An 18614-nucleotide genomic window follows, 5' to 3' on the forward strand; every position below is an offset into this window, starting at 1 on the left:
GCCTTTTTACATTATAAATCGCTCAAAACCTGATTAATCCAAAAATTAACCTCTTTGGAATTATAGTTTTTTATGCGATTAAGAGCATCTAATGCATCCTTTTTCCTTCCTAGATATTTACAGCATTTAGCCAAAAGTAAATTAATATCATAGTACAAATTTTTATTTACATTATTTCCAGATAATGGAGATAATATAGAATATGTCTGTAAATAATTTCCTCTTTTAAACTCTGCCAATGCTCTGTTATATTCCGATTTATGTCTATTATAATTTGCATTATTATTATTAATTGTATTTGTAACCGTATAAATATTTGTAACGAAATATGTATTTGTAACTAAAATAAAATTGGTTGCATATTTTAAATTATTATTATATGCATTTTCTGTATTATTAGTATTAATATTATAATATGACGATCCTTTATTATCGGATATTCCTTCAAATAATACGGATAAGGTATCAATATTTTCTTCGCCATTATAAAAAACTAAATCTCCCATATATGAAACCACAGCATAATAATATTTAGATGTAATTACAGGTCTGTCTAATATTGTATATATTTTTGATGTATTGCTTGCCTTTATATAATCCACAACCTTAGAATCTATTAATGAAGATTTGCCTATTATGGGGCTTGTACTTCTGTAAACATAATACACCAAATTATTATCGTTTATTCCTTCCCATTGTATAGATACTATATTGCCGTTTGCATCTGAAACGGAAGCATTTATTTTTGTTACAAATTTTTCGGCATTAGGCAAATCATTAATTAATGCTTCATCATAATATGCAGATGAAGTCTGGGTATATAAAATATTAATTGATATATAAAAAAATATTATGCTTACGAATGCAGATAATATGTAAATACTTGTTTTTCTATTACTTTTTTTATTCATACAATTATCCCATATTTGCTTTTAAAATTTTCGGAAATTAACTATATAAAATTTAATAATTAAAAAACAATATGTTAAACTATTTATATGTTATAAAAATACGGAAAATAAAATCATATAAAAATATTATATTTTTTCCATTCCTATGGCAGTTAAAAATCCAACGCACATAGATATAACCGCAGATGCAAGCATAGGCATGCTTAAAGATGTAATATTGGGCCATAAGCTTAAAAATGATATTATTATAATACCTAGTACAAATCCGAATAAAACAGATTTATATTTTTGAATTAATATAGTTACAAGTTTTGATATTGCAAATATTCCTATAATAATCCCTAATCCTAAAAATACTAAAGGTATTAAAAACTGCAAATTAAAAGTATCAAAAAATGCCGATATAAAGTAGGATATATTTTTATATTCTCCGAGTATAAGTAAAAGCAAAGAACCTGATATTCCTGGTATAACCATAGCCGCAGCTGCTGCAATACCGCATAGAAATAATTTAATGCCGTAAAGTATTGAAAAGCCGCCCATATATGTAGTTTCTCCTACTGAATTATTTATATCAAAATATACAAATATAGCCATAATAAAAGCCCCTGCAAAAAATGCAGCAAAAACTTTAAAATTAAATTTTTCTACCGTTTTAGTTATAAAAGGTAATGAACCTAGTATAAGACCTGCAAAAAATATTTTTGTGGGTATGGGATAGTAGGTAAATGTATAATTGATAAGTTTCAGAAATAATGCTATGGAAATAGCAGCCCCTAAAGCTATAGGAATTAATACTTTTAAGCTTTCTTTAATATCGTTCCATTGTAATTTTATTAATGCTGTCGGAAGAACGGATATTGAATATGTAAGCTTTTCATATATTCCAAGTACAAAAGCTATAGTTCCTCCTGAAACTCCAGGAATGGCGTTTGCAATGCCTATTGCCATTCCTTTTACAAAATATGATATGTAGTTTTTCATGTTTTCCTCTTAAATTAATTATAATTTTTTTATGGTATAAAAAAGCCATGAATATAAAAAATACTCATGGCATTTTGTATAAATATTAATAATCAGCTTATAACGGCTATTATTTCAATTTCGATTAAAGCGTCTTTCGGCAAAGATTTTACTGCAATCGTACTTCTTGCAGGCGGATTTTCATGGAAATATGTTCCGTATACTTCATTGAATGATGCAAAATTATACATATCTGTTAAAAAACAGGTGGTTTTTATAATGTTGGCCATAGTTAGATTTTCTGATTCTAAAAGACCTTTAATATTTTCCATTACTCTTTCAGTTTGTTTTTTTATATCGTTTTCAGCCATATTGCCGCTTACAGGATCCAAAGGTATTTGACCTGAAGCAAAAATGAAATTTCCGCTCTTTACAGCTTGAGAATAAGGTCCTATAGTCTGCGGAGCTTTATGTGTTTTTATCATTTTTTTATCCATTTCTTAATACTCCTTTTATGATATATATTAAAAAAAATCTTCAGTTTTTATTATGTTAATTATAATTATTTTTTGATAAAATATCAAGTAATTTATATGCTGTTTTTATATTGAATAAATATAAATATTTATATTTGACAATAATAAAAATTATATTAGTATATGCAGTAATATTATTAAAGGTTTTTATTTATGAAAATAGATTCTTACACAATATTAACGGCTTTATTTGCATCTCCCTGCAGGCATAGTATTTCGCCTATTATGCATAATGAAGCTTTTAATAAGCTCAGTCTTAATTATGCATATTTGTCATTTGAAGTGGATAAAAATAATTTGGAAGATGCTGTAAATTCAATAAGAACTCTTAATATGAGGGGGGCTAATCTTTCAATGCCTAATAAAAAAGAGGTAATAAAATATTTAGATAAATTGTCAAAATCAGCAGAGCTTTCGCAAAGTGTTAACACCATAGTAAATGATAATGGAATTCTTATAGGATACAGTACAGACGGAGAGGGCTTCATAAAATCATTAGAAGAAGAACAGGTATTTATAAAAAATAAAAATATTGTAATATTGGGTATTGGAGGAGCTTCTATTGCTGTAATATCTCAGGCAGCATTATATGGAGTAAAAGAAATATCTGTATTTAAAAGAGATACTAATTGGATAGAACAAAAAAATATTATTGACAATATTTCCGATAAAACAGGCTGCAGTATAAAACTATTCTCTTTAGAAGATAAAAATATATTAAAAAAAGAGATTGATAAAAGTTCTGTACTAATTAATGCTACAAGCGTGGGAATGAAAGAAAATACATCTTTAATAGAAGATAAATCATTTTTCAGAAATGATTTGATTGTAGCAGATTGTATTTACAGTCCTGCTAAAACTAAACTGCTTCATATAGCGGAAAAAGAAGGATGCAGAATTATAAACGGCATGGGTATGCTGTTATATCAGGGGGCTTTGGCTTTTGAGCTTTGGACTAATGAAAAAATGCCTGTGGAATATATAAAAAGTATTATATTTTAATAATTATTGAGGTATATAAGCAGCATGGAAAACATAGTAAAAATAAGAAATATAAAGCTTGGAGAAGGAATCCCTAAAATATGCATACCTGTAATTGAAAAAAATGAAAAAGATATAATAAAGTATATAAAAGAAATAAATAAACTTCCTGCTGATATTATTGAATGGAGAGCCGATTTTTATATAAATGATATTTCAAAATATGATAATAACTTTGACGATATAGCAGCATTTTCAAAGGAAATACAAAAAACATCAAATAAACCAGTAATATTTACATTAAGAAGCCTGAAAGAGGGAGGAAATATAAAATATAATATATATGGAGATATAATGAGCCTATACAATATAATTATAGAAAGCAGATGTTTTGAATTGATAGATTTGGAATTATTTTCTTTTAAGGAAAATGATATTAAAAACTTAATAAAATTATCAAATTTTAATAATATAAAAACTATAATATCGAATCATGATTTCAGTAAAACACCTTCAAAAAAAGAAATAATATCAAGAATAAAAAAAATGATAAAATTAAAATGCGACATATCTAAAACTGCTTATATGCCTAAAAACAGGAAAGATGTTATAACTTTATTAGATGCATCAAGCGAAATAAAAAATTTTCCCGTAATAGCAATATCTATGGGGGAAATAGGAGCTATTACAAGAATATTCGGTTCCGTATTAACTTTTGCATCAGCCAAGCGCTCATCGGCTCCAGGGCAAATAGAAACTATGAAATTAAAATATATATTAGACAGTATATATACAAAAAATAAAATACATTTATAAAAATAAAAAAGCGTATATTATTTATTTTAATATATACGCTTTTTTAATAAAAAATTTTATTTTAAAACTATATTTTTTCCGAACCATTTTGAAGATATTTCAGCCGCACTTCCGTCTGCTCTCATTTCATCTAATATTCTATCAACTTCAGCTAAAAGCTTTATATCGTATTTTCTAAATCCTATACCGTAAAGCTCGTCTGTCAAAGGACTATTTTCCACTACAACAAAAGGAACTTGTTTATCTGCAATATAATACTGAGCTGCAACCTCATCTATAATAACCGCATCTATTCTTTTTGCCTGTAAATCTAAAAATGCATTAACATTAACATCATATCTTCGGATTTCTTTAGCGGATTTGCTTGAAGGATCTGCGCTTAATGCCTCATCGTTGCTTCCTACCTGAACGCCCAATATTTTGCCTGAAAGATCTTCTTTAGAATTAATTGATGCATCATCTTTATATTTTACTATGACAAGTCTGTTATTAAGATAAGGCTTAGAAAAATTAATCTGCTGTTTTCTGGCTTCATTGATGGTAACTCCATTCCATAAAACATCAATATCGCCTTTATTAAGACTTAATATTGAACTAGACCATTCTATAGGTTTTATCTCCAATTCAACTCCGAGTCTTTTTGCAGTTTCTCTTGCCAAATCAATATCAAAGCCCACAACCTCTCCGTTTGCATCTCTAAATCCCATAGGAGCAAAAGTATCATCTAAGCCTAAAACTAATTTTCCTGAATCTTTAACTTTTTGAAGAGAAGTATCTTCTGATGTGTTATTTGATGCATTTTCTTTATTATTACAGGAGCTTATAATAAATAAAAAAAGAATTAATAATAAAGATTTTAATGTATGTTTCATAATTTTTTCTCCTTAAAAATAATTTAATAATTTTTTATATTATAAAACTTCGGCAGAATAAAATTCCTGATTTTAATTATTGTTAAAAAACAATAGCATATACAGAAATATTATATATTCTGCAACTATTTATAAATAGTAATACTATTTAAGAAAATGTCAATACAAAATTAATTATTTATGAAAAATCTTATTTAAAAAATCTTTAATTCTTTCATTGTCTTGATTATTAAAAAAATTATCCGAAGTATCCATAGCAATTATTTTTCCCGCATCCATAAAGGCAATATTTGTTGAGAGTTCATATACAAAGCTCATTTCATGGCTTACAATTATCATAGTCATTTTTTCTTTAGCAAGTTCTTTTAATACAGTTAAAACCTCTCCTATAAGTTCAGGGTCCAATGCCGATGTCGGCTCATCACAGAGAAGTATTTCAGGCTTCATAGCCAAAGCCCTAGCAATGGCAACTCTCTGCTTCTGTCCGCCTGATAATTCATTAGGATAACTGTCTCTTTTATGCTTAAGACCGACACTGTCAAGTAATTTTAATGCTTCTTCTGAAGCTTCTTCTTTATTTTGCTTCTTTACTATAACTGGAGCTTCTATTATATTTTCTAATGCTGTTTTATGCGGAAATAAATTAAAATGCTGAAATATCATTCCTATTTTTTCCTTACGCTTCATAAAATCAGAATGCATAATATTTAAAGATTTTTCTCCTTCTTTTCTGCAAAATAAAACCTCATTATCTATATAAACTTCTCCGTAATCTGGTTCTTCTATTTGTATAATATTTCTAAGAAGCGAGCTTTTGCCAGCACCTGAAGGTCCTATAATGGAAAGTATATCTCCTTTATTAACTGTAAGCGACACTCCGTTTATAGCAGGGGTATCTTTATAATATTTTTTTATATTTACCGCTTTTAAATTAATTTCTTTAGTTCCTAATGACATATTTTTTCTCCAATTGTCTGAATGCAAACACAAGCACATAAGTAAACAGCAAATATATAATGGCGGCTATTAAAAAAGGAAGCAATTTGTAATCTCTTGTAAGTATCTGCCTTGCATGCAGCATCAAATCTCCTATGCCAAGAACTATAACTAAAGAAGTATCTTTTATTAGATTGATAGCTTCATTTGATAGAGGCGGCAATACTCTTCTAAATGCCTGCGGAAGAATTATTCTAGTCATAATCTGTCTGTAGCTTAGATTAAGGGCAAATCCTGCTTCATACTGTCCTTTTTCTATACTTTCAATACCTCCTCTGAATATTTCCATAAGATAAGCGGAATAGTTAAGTATAAAAGTTATTGCAGCTGATGTAAATGCAGGAAAAACTATTGTATTATTGGTTATAAGAGGAAGCCCGTAATAAAAAAATATAAGCTGAAGTATCAAAGGTGTTCCTCTGAATATCCAAGCATATATATCAAAAATATATCTTAAGAACTTAGGTGCGCTGAACTGCAAAGCAGCAAAAATCATAGATAATGGAAGCGAAAATACTGCAGTTATGAAGTAAAGACATAATGTTATGTATGTTCCTTTAAGAAGATATAAAGTAGTAGATATTACATAATCCATAAATACAGCCAATAATTATTTTTTATTAAATTAATCAGAATGCCATTATAATACTATTTACAAAAATATCAATATAAAAGAATTTTTACTGTAAATAATATTTATATATATTTTAATTTATTATCATAAATAAAAAATCTATGTATTAAATGTATTGTAAAATATAATAAAGAATATAATTTAAGTAAATTTTTTGTAAATTTAATGTAAAATATATTGACAAAATCTTCGTTTGAGTTATGCTAATAATTGTAAAGATAATTTACATAGATAGCAAATTTATTAAGGAGATTTTACTATGACTAAAAAATTATTCGCTTTATTAATAACTTTAACAATATTTTCATATTCAAGCGCTTTTGCAGACTGGATAGTTCCTGCTTCTTCACTTCCTCAGAATGCCAGAAACTTTATTAATCAGGTTTATCCTAATGCCCAGATATGGAAAGTTGAGAGAGACGGAGGAAAATTTGAAGTTAAATTGTCAAACGGCTGTGAAATAGATTTTTTCTATAACGGAGAATGGGAAAGCATAGACGCTAAATATAATACAGTTCCTTTCAGGGCTTTGCCTCAGACGGTTGCTAATACCGTTAAAAATACTTATCCTCAGGCAGTAATAATAGATGCTGAAAAGGAATGGGGTAATTATAAAATAAAATTAAATAACTTTATGGAATTATTTATAACCTCAGACGGTCAATTGATGGGACAGAAATTTGACGATTAATAATAAATTATATACTTAAATATTATAAAAAATACTTAATTAAGAGAGGGTTGTAAAAAACTCTCTCTTAATTTTTATATATAAAAATAGGCATAGATTTAATAGAAGCTTATACGCCGATTGATTTTATAAAACTTTTTGTATTTACTTAAAATTTTTATTATGCTATTCTTTGCCTGCATAATTTTATAATAAAAAATTATGAATGTATGACAAACTTATTCAGCAATTAAAAAATAACAAAGCGGGCAGCGAACCTATAACAATTTTAATTTATATAGTCTGTCATTGAGTTTTAAGGATAACAGCAAAAAGGAGCAAAAATGTATCATTCAAGATTCAAAGGTCGGCATTATGAAGCAGGCTTTAAATACGGAAAAATACTTGCTAAAAATAATATAAATCCGTTGGAAAAAATAAAAATATCTGAAGAGAGAAAATATTTCTGTAGAAAATGTATGCCTGTATATGAATATTTTTTTCCTGAGATAATAGATGAAATAAAAGGAATGTCTGAAGGATTAAATCTAAACAACAATATAAAAATTAATTATATAAATATATGCGAGTTCTTATTTACAATATATTCATTTACTTTTGATAATAAATGCTCATCTTTTGCATTCAAAACAGATGATGATATAATACTGTCAAAAAACAGCGATTTTTTAATTAGTATATCAAAATATTCAGACAGCACATATTATAAATTGGATAATTCATATTCTTTTATAGGAAATACAACATCATTTATAGAAATTGAAGACGGAATAAATGATAAAGGACTTGCCGCAGCATTAACTTTTGTATATCCAGTAAAAATAAATTACGGTTTTAATGCAGGAATGATTATCAGATATATTTTAGAAAAGTCAGGAACAGTTAATGAAGCTTTGAAATTCTTAAAAGAAATTCCCATATCATCAGCGCAGAATATAGTATTGGCGGATAAAAACGGAGATATTGCTTTAATAGAATGCAACTGCGAAAGAACTGAAATAATAAAAAATGATTATGTTTTTTCATCAAATCAGTTTATGAGCGAATCTATGAAAAAATATCAAACTAATTTAGAAGATGATATTCATTCAAATGACAGATATATTACTATGAAAAATGCATTTAAAGATTATGGGCATAATTTAGAGTTTGCAGAAAAATTGCTCAAGGGTAAATATGGTTTTTTATGTCAGTATAATAGAAAAAAAGGTTTTGATACAATTTGGTCTTCAATATACTCATTAAAAAATAAAAAAATATATATAGCTCATGGAAATCCCATAAGAAAAAGATTTATAGAAGATAAAAGATTAATATTTAACTATTGATTTTTTATACAAGTAATGTATACTATATAAAAATATTTTAAGGAATTATTATTGTGCTTTCATTAGAAGAAATTAATGATATAACAGAAAAAAATTATAATAAAAAATTTGATAAAACCACTTCATTTATAGACGATTCTATAATATCAAATGTTCTTATAAAAGACAAAAGCAGTAAGGTATCAAGCAAGGCAATAAGATATATTTTAGGTGAATATTTGGAGATAAAAGAAGCTTACAGAGTAAGAAATGCGGACTTAATCGGATATTCTTTAGATGATGAGAGTTTTATAGAAGCGCTTGAAAATATATATAATGTATGGAATGATGATAATAAAACAAAAGGTATACTTTATTCTTATTGTATATTCGGAGGAAATGCTCAGCTTGATAAGCTTTATCAGAAAGCAAAAGATATTGCAAGCGACAGATTCAAATTGGCATGTTTTATGCTTGGTGCTATAGCATTAAATGCTACAAAAAAAGGATTTGGATTGGTATATGAAGCATCAAAAAAATTTAAGCAAAGCAGCGTAAGAAGCGCTTGTTCGGATATTTTAGATGATACTTCAAAAAAATTAGGAATAAGTAAGGAAGCCTTTGCCGATAAAATAATTCCTGATTTTGATTTTGATAAAAACGGAATAAGAATAATAGAAAGCGATAATAAAAAATTTAAAATAACATTAAAACAGGATTTCAGCATATCCATATTTGATGAGATAAAAAATAAAGAATATAAAACCCTTCCTAAAGATTTTCCTTCCATTCCTAAAAAAGAACTCTCTAAATTAAAAAGCGAAATAAATAAACTATTAAAAACTCAGACAGAAAGACTGATGTTTGTATTTATGGATTCAAGAAAATGGACATTAAAAGAGTGGAAGGAAGTGTTCTTTGAGAATCCTTTTATGAAGGCTTTTGCAATTAAGCTTATTTGGGGGATATATGATAAAGACAATAAATTACTGAAAACTTTCAGATATATGGAAGATGGTTCTTTTAATAATGCTGATGATGAAGAGATAGACGAATCATTTATAAAAGACGGATATTTAATAACAATAATAAGCCCTATAGAAATTGACAGTCAGTTAATAAAAAAATGGAAGGATCAGCTTTCAGATTATGATATAGTTCAGCCTTTTGAACAATTATCATTAGAAACAAAAGAGGAATTAATATCAAAAATACCTTCAAATATAGTTTTAAGAACTCTTCAAAATACCGCTTTAAAATTCGGCATGCAGAAAATAGTTGGAGACGGAGGATCCATAGATTCTTATTGTTTATATGATTCCTATAACGGAGCTGAGATATATATTAATACGCCGTATCTTGATTTATGGACATCATCTGCAGATACTATAGAAATAGAAATAGAAATAGAAAATGCTGATGAAAGATTTGAATACGGAGCTTATCTCCTTCTTTCCAGTTATTTAAGATAATTATTATATACAATTAATATTTTTCATAATGTATTTTATTAGGTTCAAATCTGTTCGGCATTTCAGGATCTTCATCGGGGTAGCCTACAGCAGCAATTCCAAAAGGCTTTATATTTTCAGGCAGCTTAAATAGATTTATAATTTCATTCATTCTCTCTTCACGCGGTGCAACACCAAGCCATACACTGCCTAAATTCTTAGCTTTTGCCGCAAGCATAATATTTTCTAAAGCGGCTGCGCAGTTCTGCTGCCAATAAAGTTTTCCAGATTCATCTGATAAATCTCCGCATACAATTATGGCAAGCGAAGCCGTATCAAGCATTTTTGAATAAGGGTGAAATTTCATAATTTTATCAAATGTATCTCTGTTTTTTATAACTATAAACTCCCAGTTTCTTTTATTATTGGCTGATGGGGCATACATTGCGGCTTTAAGCATATATTCTATATTTTCATCTTCAACTTGTTTTCCTTTAATATACTTTCTTATACTTCTTCTTGTAAATAAAATATCTTCAGGCAAAATTATACTCCTTATAAATTATTATTTTTTTTATTTCTGCTAATAAAAATTGTTCGCTTAAAGTTTCTGTCATTCTTCAAATGCCAGAAGTTCTCAATTTTTATAATTTAATCGAATGAGTCTGTAAAAAATACTATTATAGGAGCTATAAAAGAAGCAGTGAAGGAATAAATACCATAAACATATATAAAATTATATATTTTATTATTGCCTATAACAGTATCATTTATATTATTTTTTAATATTTTTATTACGGACTTTATATTTTGTATTATAATATATATTAAATTAACAGCTGTTATAATATTTAGAACTATTATAGAAATTTCATTTATTTTTGTTTCTGAAATAATAACTCTGTATACATCTGCACTTAATACCAATATATTAAATAAAAATGCCAGTATAGGAAATATTATATACATTGCTTTTGTTATTATTCCAGCCTTATAATCAGCTCTTGTAAAGTATAAAGTAAAAACAGATAAATATAACAAAGTATTATAAATGATAAAAGATTTATTATTTTCAAAAGGTCTTATAGGTTCATAGAATAATGCAAAAAATAAAGCAAATATTAAAAATAAATTCAAAAACATTAATAGCCTTGAAAAATATATTGATAAAATAGTTTTGAATTTCTTTTGTATAAGGAAAGATAAGAAAGGAATTAACAAAGAAAAAAATAATAATGAATAAAATATAATATGCTGTATAATATCATATAATATTTCATTATCAATTAAACGATAATAACGCTCAACTATAAATGCTGCAAATATAAAAAAGAATAATACTATTGTTTCTAATACGGCAGAGAAAAATATAATATCTCCTAGTTTAGTAAAAGTATCAGATATATTATCTTTTATATTAAAATTATTATCAGCTAAAAGTATTATGATAAAAAATATTATATATGATAATATACTTTTATTAATCATGATATTGGATTTAAAAAAATTCAATATATCAGGTATTTCATTTTTTAAAGGTGCTGAAGTAAATATACCAAGCAGTAATAAAAGCAAAAATAATAAAAATGTTATGAGTATTGTTCTTTTATTAATATTTTTTAAATCGCTGTTTATAATAAATAAAAATGAATAGCAGAAAAAATAAAATATCTGAAAATAAAAGCTATTATAAAGTATGAAGTCTACAACATATACAACATCATATACTATACCAGCCATAGCGATAGGTACAGATGCAGTTATCATTAAAATGAATACTGATATATAATATTTTGCTGATGCTATGTTTGTTAATTTATTTTCAGACATTTTTATAATTCCATATAGGGATTTAGGCATTTTTTACAAATATTTGAAAATGGATTATAACTTATAATTATAAATTGTCAAGTATTTAAGAATAGAGTTAATAGTCAAAGAAATTGTTCATATCATTAAGAATTTCTCTAATACTTCCCCTTAAAACTTTGGCATTAGGAAGCGAGTTAATAAATTGGGAACCGTAATTTTTTGTATAAAGTCTTTTATCCAATACCAATACAATTCCTCTGTCATCTTTACTTCGTATAAGCCGTCCGAATCCCTGTTTAAACTTTATTACGGCAAAAGGCAGGGCATAGTCTAAAAATGCATTTCCTCCGTTTTCCTCAATATATTTGTATCTTCCTTCGCTTATTGGATCTGTAGGTACGGCAAAAGGGAGTTTTGGTATTATAACCGCTTCCAAGTTTTTTCCAGCCACATCAACACCCTCCCAAAAAGAATCAACACCGTAAAGCACATTATTTGAAGAGGATTTAAACATATCAAGAAGAGTATGTCTATGCACGGATGCGGTCTGAGCTAGAGCATTTATATTTTTGCTTTTTAATTTTTCAGATGTGCTTTCATAAACGCTCATAAGAGATGAAAAAGAAGTAAAAAGTATAAAAGCTCTTCCTCCTGTTATACTGCAGACTTGCATTAATACCTTTGAAGTAAAATCATTGAATGTATCAGAACCAGCATCAGGCATATCGGCTGCAATATATAGTCTTGCATTATCTTCATAATTAAACTGAGATTCTAAATATATTTCTATTTTTTTATTTTTTTCTATATAATCAAATCCTAATCTATTTGAAAAGAAATTAAAGCTTTTTGAAACAGTTAAAGTTGCAGAATACATTGCCACAGTATCAAATCTTGAATATAAAAAGTCATTTAAATTTTTAGCCACAGTTACAGGCGTTAAATGCCAATTAAGAATAAGATTTCCTTTTTTTGTGAGCTTTGTTTCTATCCATCTTATATATTCATCTTTTTTATAATCTATTACAGAGTTTAAAGATACCAATTGTCTTTTTAGTCTTTCTAAATATGCATTAGACATTTGAGCCGTTTCGTCATAATCAAAATTTTTCTCAATTGCTATATCAAAAAACTTTTTATATAATTTATCGCAGATATTTACAAGCGAAGTCATTAAAATTACCATTTCTCTAAGAGGCTTTACTCCTTCATCTTTCCAATGATCGGAGATTACAAGTTCAGGACTTATTCTGAATTTATATCCTAATCCTTCTTTTGTCTGAATATTTTTATGGCAGTAGCCTATAAACTCTTTTGCCCTTTCTTCGGCGGCATTTCTCATTCTTGAAGTTAAATCATGAGCTTTGCCTATTAAATCTGTTATTTCGTCGTATTGATTCTTTTCAATTAATGCTCTTTTTTCATTAAGTATATTATTAATATTTTCTATAACACCAAGTCTTTTATTTCTCTTTATTCTTGAAATATAGAAAAGCGCTTTTAATATTCCGTTTTTACTTCCGTCATCTCCGAAATAGCTTGAAGCGGAGTTTTCAAAATTATGAGCCTCATCAATTATAACTTTTGTGTATCTCGGAAGCAGGCAGTATCTTCCCGCAGTTTCAGCATAAAGCGATAAATCGGCGCATAATATATGATGATTAACTATTAATAGCTGAGCGGCATTTAACTGCTTGCGCATTTTATAGAAGTAGCAGTCTTCCAAATATTGGCATTTTCTATGAGTGCAGGTGTCGGTATCGCAGCAGACCATTTCCCACAATTCGCTTTTCGGCTTGTATCCTAAATCGGTTATAGAACCGTCTTTTGTTGTATTAAGCCAATGATCTATATCATTAAAGAAATTTATCTGCTCTTCAAAATCAAATCTATCATTATCATTCAATCCGTCTTTGACTTTCTTTATACATACATAATTGTTTCTGCCTTTAACTAAGGCATATTTTACATTCGGCGCAATTCCTCCTATAATAGAGGGTATATCCTTTGAAATAATCTGCTCCTGCAAATTTATGGTATTGGTAGATATTACTATTCTGGTTTTATTTTCTTTAAGCCATAAAAGTGCTGGTATAAGATATGCAAAAGATTTTCCTATTCCTGTACCTGCTTCAGATATTAAATGCTTATTATTATTAAACGATTCAATGGTGGCTTCAACCAGCTCAGTTTGTTCTTGTCTGTATTCGTACTTTTTTAGAAGATTGCTTAAAATACCGTTTTCCGTGAACATATATAATGCATCGGGAGCATCTATTTTCTTTATATTTTCAGATTTTATGGGCTTTACAACTTCATAATATTCATCAGCATCGTTATTGATTATATAGAAACCTATTCCTGCATTGTTTCCAAGTTCGCTTGCTATTGACAGATCGGGTCTTGATGGAGTAAGCTCTCCTGAAGGGTGATTATGAATTACAGCATCAAATTCCAATGATAATGATATTATAGCAGGAACAGAGTCTTTATTTCCTCTTGCTATAACTTCTATATAATCAAGTATTCCGTAGGTGTTAAAATTTATTCCGAAATATACTTCATTGCCGTAAGCATCTGTTATTGCCTTTCTCATATAATTTATTGCATCTGCTGAAAATACATTATCTATTTCTTTTGTATAATTATTATTCATATTGATTCAATAATATAGAATATTGAAATCTTTGTCAATAATTAAAAAATTTTAATTATTTCTAAATTATATAACTAAATGTATTATAATATTAATTATGAGCCAAACTATTATTAGAGATAATATTATTATTTGTTATATTTTTAAACATAGTTTTTACTCTGTCATTTGTAAGAGGAGAATAAAAATTATGTATAAGCTCATAGCCTTTTTTTATAGCATTGGTATCATAATCGCTGTACGAATAATTGCTTTTTAAAGAAGGCATATTAATATTAGGATCTTCTTTTATGGGCTTCATTATCACTTCAAAACCGTTTTGTTTAAAAAAAGCATAGTAAGTGGGAATATAAGAAAAACTGATTTCTTTATTTTCATTTATATTTAATGAAACTACAGTTCCTATATCTAAATAAGGATATCTGCCTTTATGATTTGCAATGAAGTTTCCAAGCGAATATATAATTATTCCGCTGTGATTAGTACCCTCATAAATCTCCGCAGGTCTTGGTACATGAGGGTGATGCCCCACTATTATATCAACTCCGTTTTCAATTAAATATCTGGCTGTTTGTATTGTTGATTCTTCAGCGTAAGTGGTGTATTCCAAACCAAAATGAAGAGATACTATCTTTATTTCATTATTTGTGGCAAGCATTAAATCGGATTTTACTTTTTCTATCAAATCTTCCTGTTTAGGAAAGAAATTCATAAAATATAAATATCCGTTTTTATTAGTTTTATGACTTATGCCGTTATCAAGCATTGTATATGCGGATATAAAAATCGGTATATTATTAATATTTGTTATAACAGGAGCTATACTTGGGGAATTAGTGGATCCTCCTAAGGTTAATTTATTATTTCTGTGAAGTTCTGCTACAGTTTCCGCTTCAGCCTGCGCCCCTTGATCATAAGCATGGTTATTTGCAATTGAAAAAGTATTAAAATAATTAAAGAAATATTTCAAATAATCTAATGAACCGTTAAACTCAGGGTAGGGCATAGGAGGCTTATTTGTATTAACTACAAACTCCAAATTAGCAAATACTATATCCCCTTGAAAATATTCTTTTAAATCTATTAATACATCATTGCTTTGAAATGCATTTACAATAGCAGGATGCGTCATTATATCTCCAGTAAATACTAATTTAATATTTTTAGGAGACGGTTTCATTTCTTTTTTATTATATGAGCATGAATATAATAGCAGTATAAAAAATACGGCAGTTATTAATTTTTTTGTCATAGTTATTTTACCTAAAATTATAATTTTTATATTTCAGCTTTTTCATTTATAATTTCTAAATCATTTTTTTCTATATCATGAATATCTGGATTTTCCTCACCGTTATTATTATCGCTGATTCTTGTATATCTGAGAGGTATCAATTCCATTTCTACTATTCTCCTGTCTTCTATTTTCATTATCCTTCCTCTGTATCCTTTTAGTATAAAATGTTCATTGATTTCAGGTATATGATCAAGCATATCTATAACATACCCCGCTATAGTCTGATATTCTTTATGTTCTAATTGCAGTTTCAGATTCTTATTTACATCTTCTATAGAGGCATTTCCATTTATTATAATTCTTTTTCCTTTAAATCTTATAACATCTGCTTCTTTTTTATCGCTTTCATCTTCAATATCTCCCATTATCTCCTCTATAATATCTTCCATAGTAACAAGTCCTGCAGTTCCTCCGTATTCATCAATAGTAATAACCATTTGAAGCTTTTTTTTCTGCATATCGCTGAATAGGCTGCTTATAGTTTTTGTTTCTGGTACAAAGTACGGAAGCATTATATAATCAATTGCTTTCTTCTTTAATTTATTTTTTTTAGAAGATCCTTTAAGATATTCTTTAAATAAAGCTCTTGTGTGGAATATTCCTATTATATGGTCAACAGTTTCTTCATAAACTGGAAATCTTGAAAGTCCTGTTTCTACTGTAAGTTTTATTAGTTCGTTTATATCTGTTTCAGCTTCAATACATACCATATCCACACGGGGCGTCATAATTTCTTCAACAGTTTTATTTCTGAAATCAATAACCCCTGTAAGCATTTCATGAGTATATTCTTTTATTATTCCTTCTTTATGACCGAGATGTATAATAGTTGTAATATCGTCCATACTTGATAATGCACTTCTCTTTTCAGCATCTCTAAGTTTTTTAGGAACAAAGTAATTCATTATAAAAGTTGTTATTTTATCCATTAAGAATGTTATAGGCTTAAATATAAAATGACAAAATTTCATAAAATAGAGAAGATAAGGCATCATTTTTTCAGCATTAACTCTCATTAATACTTTAGGAAGTATTTCACCGAATATAATTATAAGTACTGTTATTGTGGCTGTTGATATTGTAACCAAAATATTTTCCGATATGTTAGGAATAGCATCTGCAAGTCTTATTGCAAATACAGTTATTATGGAGCTTGCCGTAATATTTACTATGTTGTTTCCCACAAGAATTGTAGGTATCATAGAGCTTGATTTTTCCCAATATTTTGTATCTTCTTCTTTTATTCTTTTTTCCCTTACCAAACGCATTAATGTAACATCATCTATTGAGGTATATGCCGTTTCGCTTCCTGAAAATAATGCAGAGAGCATTATAAATATAATAATAATTAATATTTCAAATAAATAAATTAATATAACTTCCATAATTCTATAATCCTCTTTTAATAAGCTGATTTATATTCTTTTTCTTAATTCATTCATAAAATTAGTACCGGGATCTTTTTTTGCAGGATTAATATATTTTGTATTTAATTCTTTATACAGTGAATAATGGGGAGATGTTTTATTTCCGTATTCATAATGAGCTATTACATACTTAATGCTTTTATATTTATTTCTGAGATATTTTATTAACATTACATTTGAGTCTAATTGTTCTTTAGTAAGATTATCGGCATATCCTATATTTTCTATGCCTATTGCAGTATAATTAAAACCTACGGTATGCCTTGCTATGTATTGCTCAGGCGTATTTGCATATATGGTTCCGTCAAAATCAACTAAAAAATGAGCGCCCACATTTACTTCTCCGCCTGCCTCTATATCTGGTCTTCCTATTAGAATATCGTTTTCAAATATATTAACAGTTACATTCAAATTAGGAGTTTCTGCAGAATGAACTACTATTATTTGCGGATTGTTCAGATATATTAACGGATTTCCGTAATGTGTTTTTGAATACTGAGATAATAAATTTAATCTTAGCGAACTCGGAGTAATTTTATATTTATTGTCAATTTTTATGCTTGGATTTACTCTTTCTATATTGTTTGTCTGAGCTATATTATCGTTTACAGTATTAACGCATGATGATAATAAAAATATTATAATTAATATAAGATTATATTTCTTATCATTTAATATCAATTTAAGCATCCATTGCTATATTAACACTTACAAAACCAAGCGAAGATTGAAAAGGTATTATTATAGTTTGTAGGTTTTTAGGAATTATCTGTATTTCTTTGCCGAAGTAGAGTATAGGAGGCGTGATATCGCAGCTTATTCCTTCTTCGGCTAATTTAGTTATGGCAAGACCGCTTATAGTATTTCCCATTTCATTAATAACGCTTCGCATCATATCTTCAAAATCATCTTCAGAATCGTATTCTCCGCGTTTCTTATCTGTGAGATTTTCGGTAAGAAGCTGAGAAAAATTTTCAGGGAATTCATATAATACCTGACCATTAACATCCCCTACAATTCCTATAGCAACACCATATCCTGAGAAAAGCTTACGCCCCTGACCTTTTACAAGGGTTCCTTTTTCCATTGTAAGACCTGCCATTTCTTTGAATATTGATACTAAAGATACTATAAACGGATTAATAAATCTCACATCCATAAATTTAATAGGAGTTGTAGCCATATTTATTTCCTTGCAAATTTAATTTATTATTTAGGTTAATTATAACATAGTTAATTTTTATTTCAATAATAATTAAATTTA

Annotated in this window: 18 protein-coding genes; 5 read left to right on the plus strand and 13 right to left on the minus strand. The window is 27.7% G+C overall.

Features of this window, described 5'->3' with window-relative positions; translation table 11 throughout:
- Nucleotides 1–11: 11 nt before the first annotated feature.
- From QZ306_RS01130 to QZ306_RS01140, 3 genes are all read right to left on the minus strand, one after another.
- On the minus strand, nt 12–911 hold the full coding sequence (locus QZ306_RS01130; RefSeq protein ID WP_295159890.1) for a hypothetical protein: 900 nt from the start codon (nt 909–911) through the stop codon (nt 12–14).
- 126 nt (nt 912–1037) lie between these two features.
- Entirely contained in the window at nt 1038–1895 is an 858-nt protein-coding gene (locus QZ306_RS01135) for a DUF368 domain-containing protein (RefSeq protein WP_295159891.1), read from the minus strand.
- 92 nt (nt 1896–1987) lie between these two features.
- Nucleotides 1988–2371 carry a RidA family protein gene (locus tag QZ306_RS01140; protein WP_295159893.1) on the minus strand — a complete coding sequence of 128 codons (384 nt, stop codon included), beginning with the start codon at nt 2369–2371 and terminating at the stop codon, nt 1988–1990.
- Nucleotides 2372–2563: 192 nt separating this feature from the next.
- Here QZ306_RS01140 and aroE point away from each other — a divergent pair, with 192 nt between their 5' ends.
- Nucleotides 2564–3412 carry a shikimate dehydrogenase gene (aroE, locus tag QZ306_RS01145; protein ID WP_295159896.1) on the plus strand — a complete coding sequence of 283 codons (849 nt, stop codon included), beginning with the start codon at nt 2564–2566 and terminating at the stop codon, nt 3410–3412.
- A gap of 24 nt (nt 3413–3436) precedes the next feature.
- The gene (gene aroD, locus QZ306_RS01150; protein WP_295159899.1) at nt 3437–4207 is read left to right on the plus strand and encodes a type I 3-dehydroquinate dehydratase; all 771 of its coding nucleotides are present in this window, start codon (nt 3437–3439) and stop codon (nt 4205–4207) included.
- 56 nt (nt 4208–4263) lie between these two features.
- Here the strand turns inward: aroD and QZ306_RS01155 are convergent, their stop codons facing one another.
- The 3 genes from QZ306_RS01155 to QZ306_RS01165 all read right to left on the minus strand — a co-directional run bounded on the left by QZ306_RS01155 (nt 4264) and on the right by QZ306_RS01165 (nt 6670).
- Nucleotides 4264–5079, minus strand: a complete 816-nt coding sequence (locus QZ306_RS01155; RefSeq protein ID WP_295159901.1) for an amino acid ABC transporter substrate-binding protein — start codon at nt 5077–5079, stop codon at nt 4264–4266.
- Nucleotides 5080–5253: 174 nt separating this feature from the next.
- Complete coding sequence (locus QZ306_RS01160; RefSeq protein WP_295159904.1) at nt 5254–6036, minus strand: amino acid ABC transporter ATP-binding protein; 783 nt, start codon at nt 6034–6036, stop codon at nt 5254–5256.
- Nucleotides 6020–6670, minus strand: a complete 651-nt coding sequence (locus QZ306_RS01165) for an amino acid ABC transporter permease (RefSeq protein WP_295159906.1) — start codon at nt 6668–6670, stop codon at nt 6020–6022. Before QZ306_RS01165 ends, QZ306_RS01160 begins: the two co-directional genes overlap by 17 nt.
- A gap of 298 nt (nt 6671–6968) precedes the next feature.
- Here QZ306_RS01165 and QZ306_RS01170 point away from each other — a divergent pair, with 298 nt between their 5' ends.
- The 3 genes from QZ306_RS01170 to QZ306_RS01180 all read left to right on the plus strand — a co-directional run bounded on the left by QZ306_RS01170 (nt 6969) and on the right by QZ306_RS01180 (nt 10179).
- Nucleotides 6969–7400 (plus strand): PepSY-like domain-containing protein, encoded by a 432-nt coding sequence (locus QZ306_RS01170; RefSeq protein ID WP_295159909.1) that lies wholly within the window; start codon nt 6969–6971, stop codon nt 7398–7400.
- A 323-nt stretch (nt 7401–7723) separates the two neighbouring features.
- Nucleotides 7724–8728, plus strand: a complete 1005-nt coding sequence (locus tag QZ306_RS01175) for a C45 family autoproteolytic acyltransferase/hydolase (protein ID WP_295159912.1) — start codon at nt 7724–7726, stop codon at nt 8726–8728.
- A 47-nt stretch (nt 8729–8775) separates the two neighbouring features.
- Entirely contained in the window at nt 8776–10179 is a 1404-nt protein-coding gene (locus QZ306_RS01180) for a DUF4132 domain-containing protein (protein WP_295160009.1), read from the plus strand.
- Between the two features lie 13 nt (nt 10180–10192).
- On the opposite strand, the gene QZ306_RS01185 is transcribed toward QZ306_RS01180, so the two are convergent.
- The 7 genes from QZ306_RS01185 to QZ306_RS01215 all read right to left on the minus strand — a co-directional run bounded on the left by QZ306_RS01185 (nt 10193) and on the right by QZ306_RS01215 (nt 18533).
- The gene (locus tag QZ306_RS01185; protein WP_295159915.1) at nt 10193–10702 is read right to left on the minus strand and encodes a nitroreductase family protein; all 510 of its coding nucleotides are present in this window, start codon (nt 10700–10702) and stop codon (nt 10193–10195) included.
- Between the two features lie 107 nt (nt 10703–10809).
- Nucleotides 10810–11988, minus strand: a complete 1179-nt coding sequence (locus tag QZ306_RS01190) for a hypothetical protein (RefSeq protein ID WP_295159918.1) — start codon at nt 11986–11988, stop codon at nt 10810–10812.
- A 97-nt stretch (nt 11989–12085) separates the two neighbouring features.
- A complete protein-coding gene (locus tag QZ306_RS01195; protein WP_295159922.1) occupies nt 12086–14626 on the minus strand; it encodes a helicase C-terminal domain-containing protein in 2541 nt (846 codons plus the stop codon).
- Between the two features lie 91 nt (nt 14627–14717).
- Nucleotides 14718–15878 carry a CapA family protein gene (locus QZ306_RS01200; protein ID WP_295159925.1) on the minus strand — a complete coding sequence of 387 codons (1161 nt, stop codon included), beginning with the start codon at nt 15876–15878 and terminating at the stop codon, nt 14718–14720.
- Between the two features lie 26 nt (nt 15879–15904).
- On the minus strand, nt 15905–17308 hold the full coding sequence (locus QZ306_RS01205; protein WP_295159927.1) for a hemolysin family protein: 1404 nt from the start codon (nt 17306–17308) through the stop codon (nt 15905–15907).
- 30 nt (nt 17309–17338) lie between these two features.
- On the minus strand, nt 17339–18031 hold the full coding sequence (locus tag QZ306_RS01210; protein ID WP_295159929.1) for a peptidoglycan recognition family protein: 693 nt from the start codon (nt 18029–18031) through the stop codon (nt 17339–17341).
- 1 nt (nt 18032) lies between these two features.
- A complete protein-coding gene (locus tag QZ306_RS01215) occupies nt 18033–18533 on the minus strand; it encodes a chemotaxis protein CheX (protein ID WP_008726787.1) in 501 nt (166 codons plus the stop codon).
- Nucleotides 18534–18614 lie beyond the last annotated feature (81 nt).

It is taken from the genome of uncultured Brachyspira sp. (assembly GCF_910588665.1).
Lineage (GTDB): Bacteria > Spirochaetota > Brachyspiria > Brachyspirales > Brachyspiraceae > Brachyspira.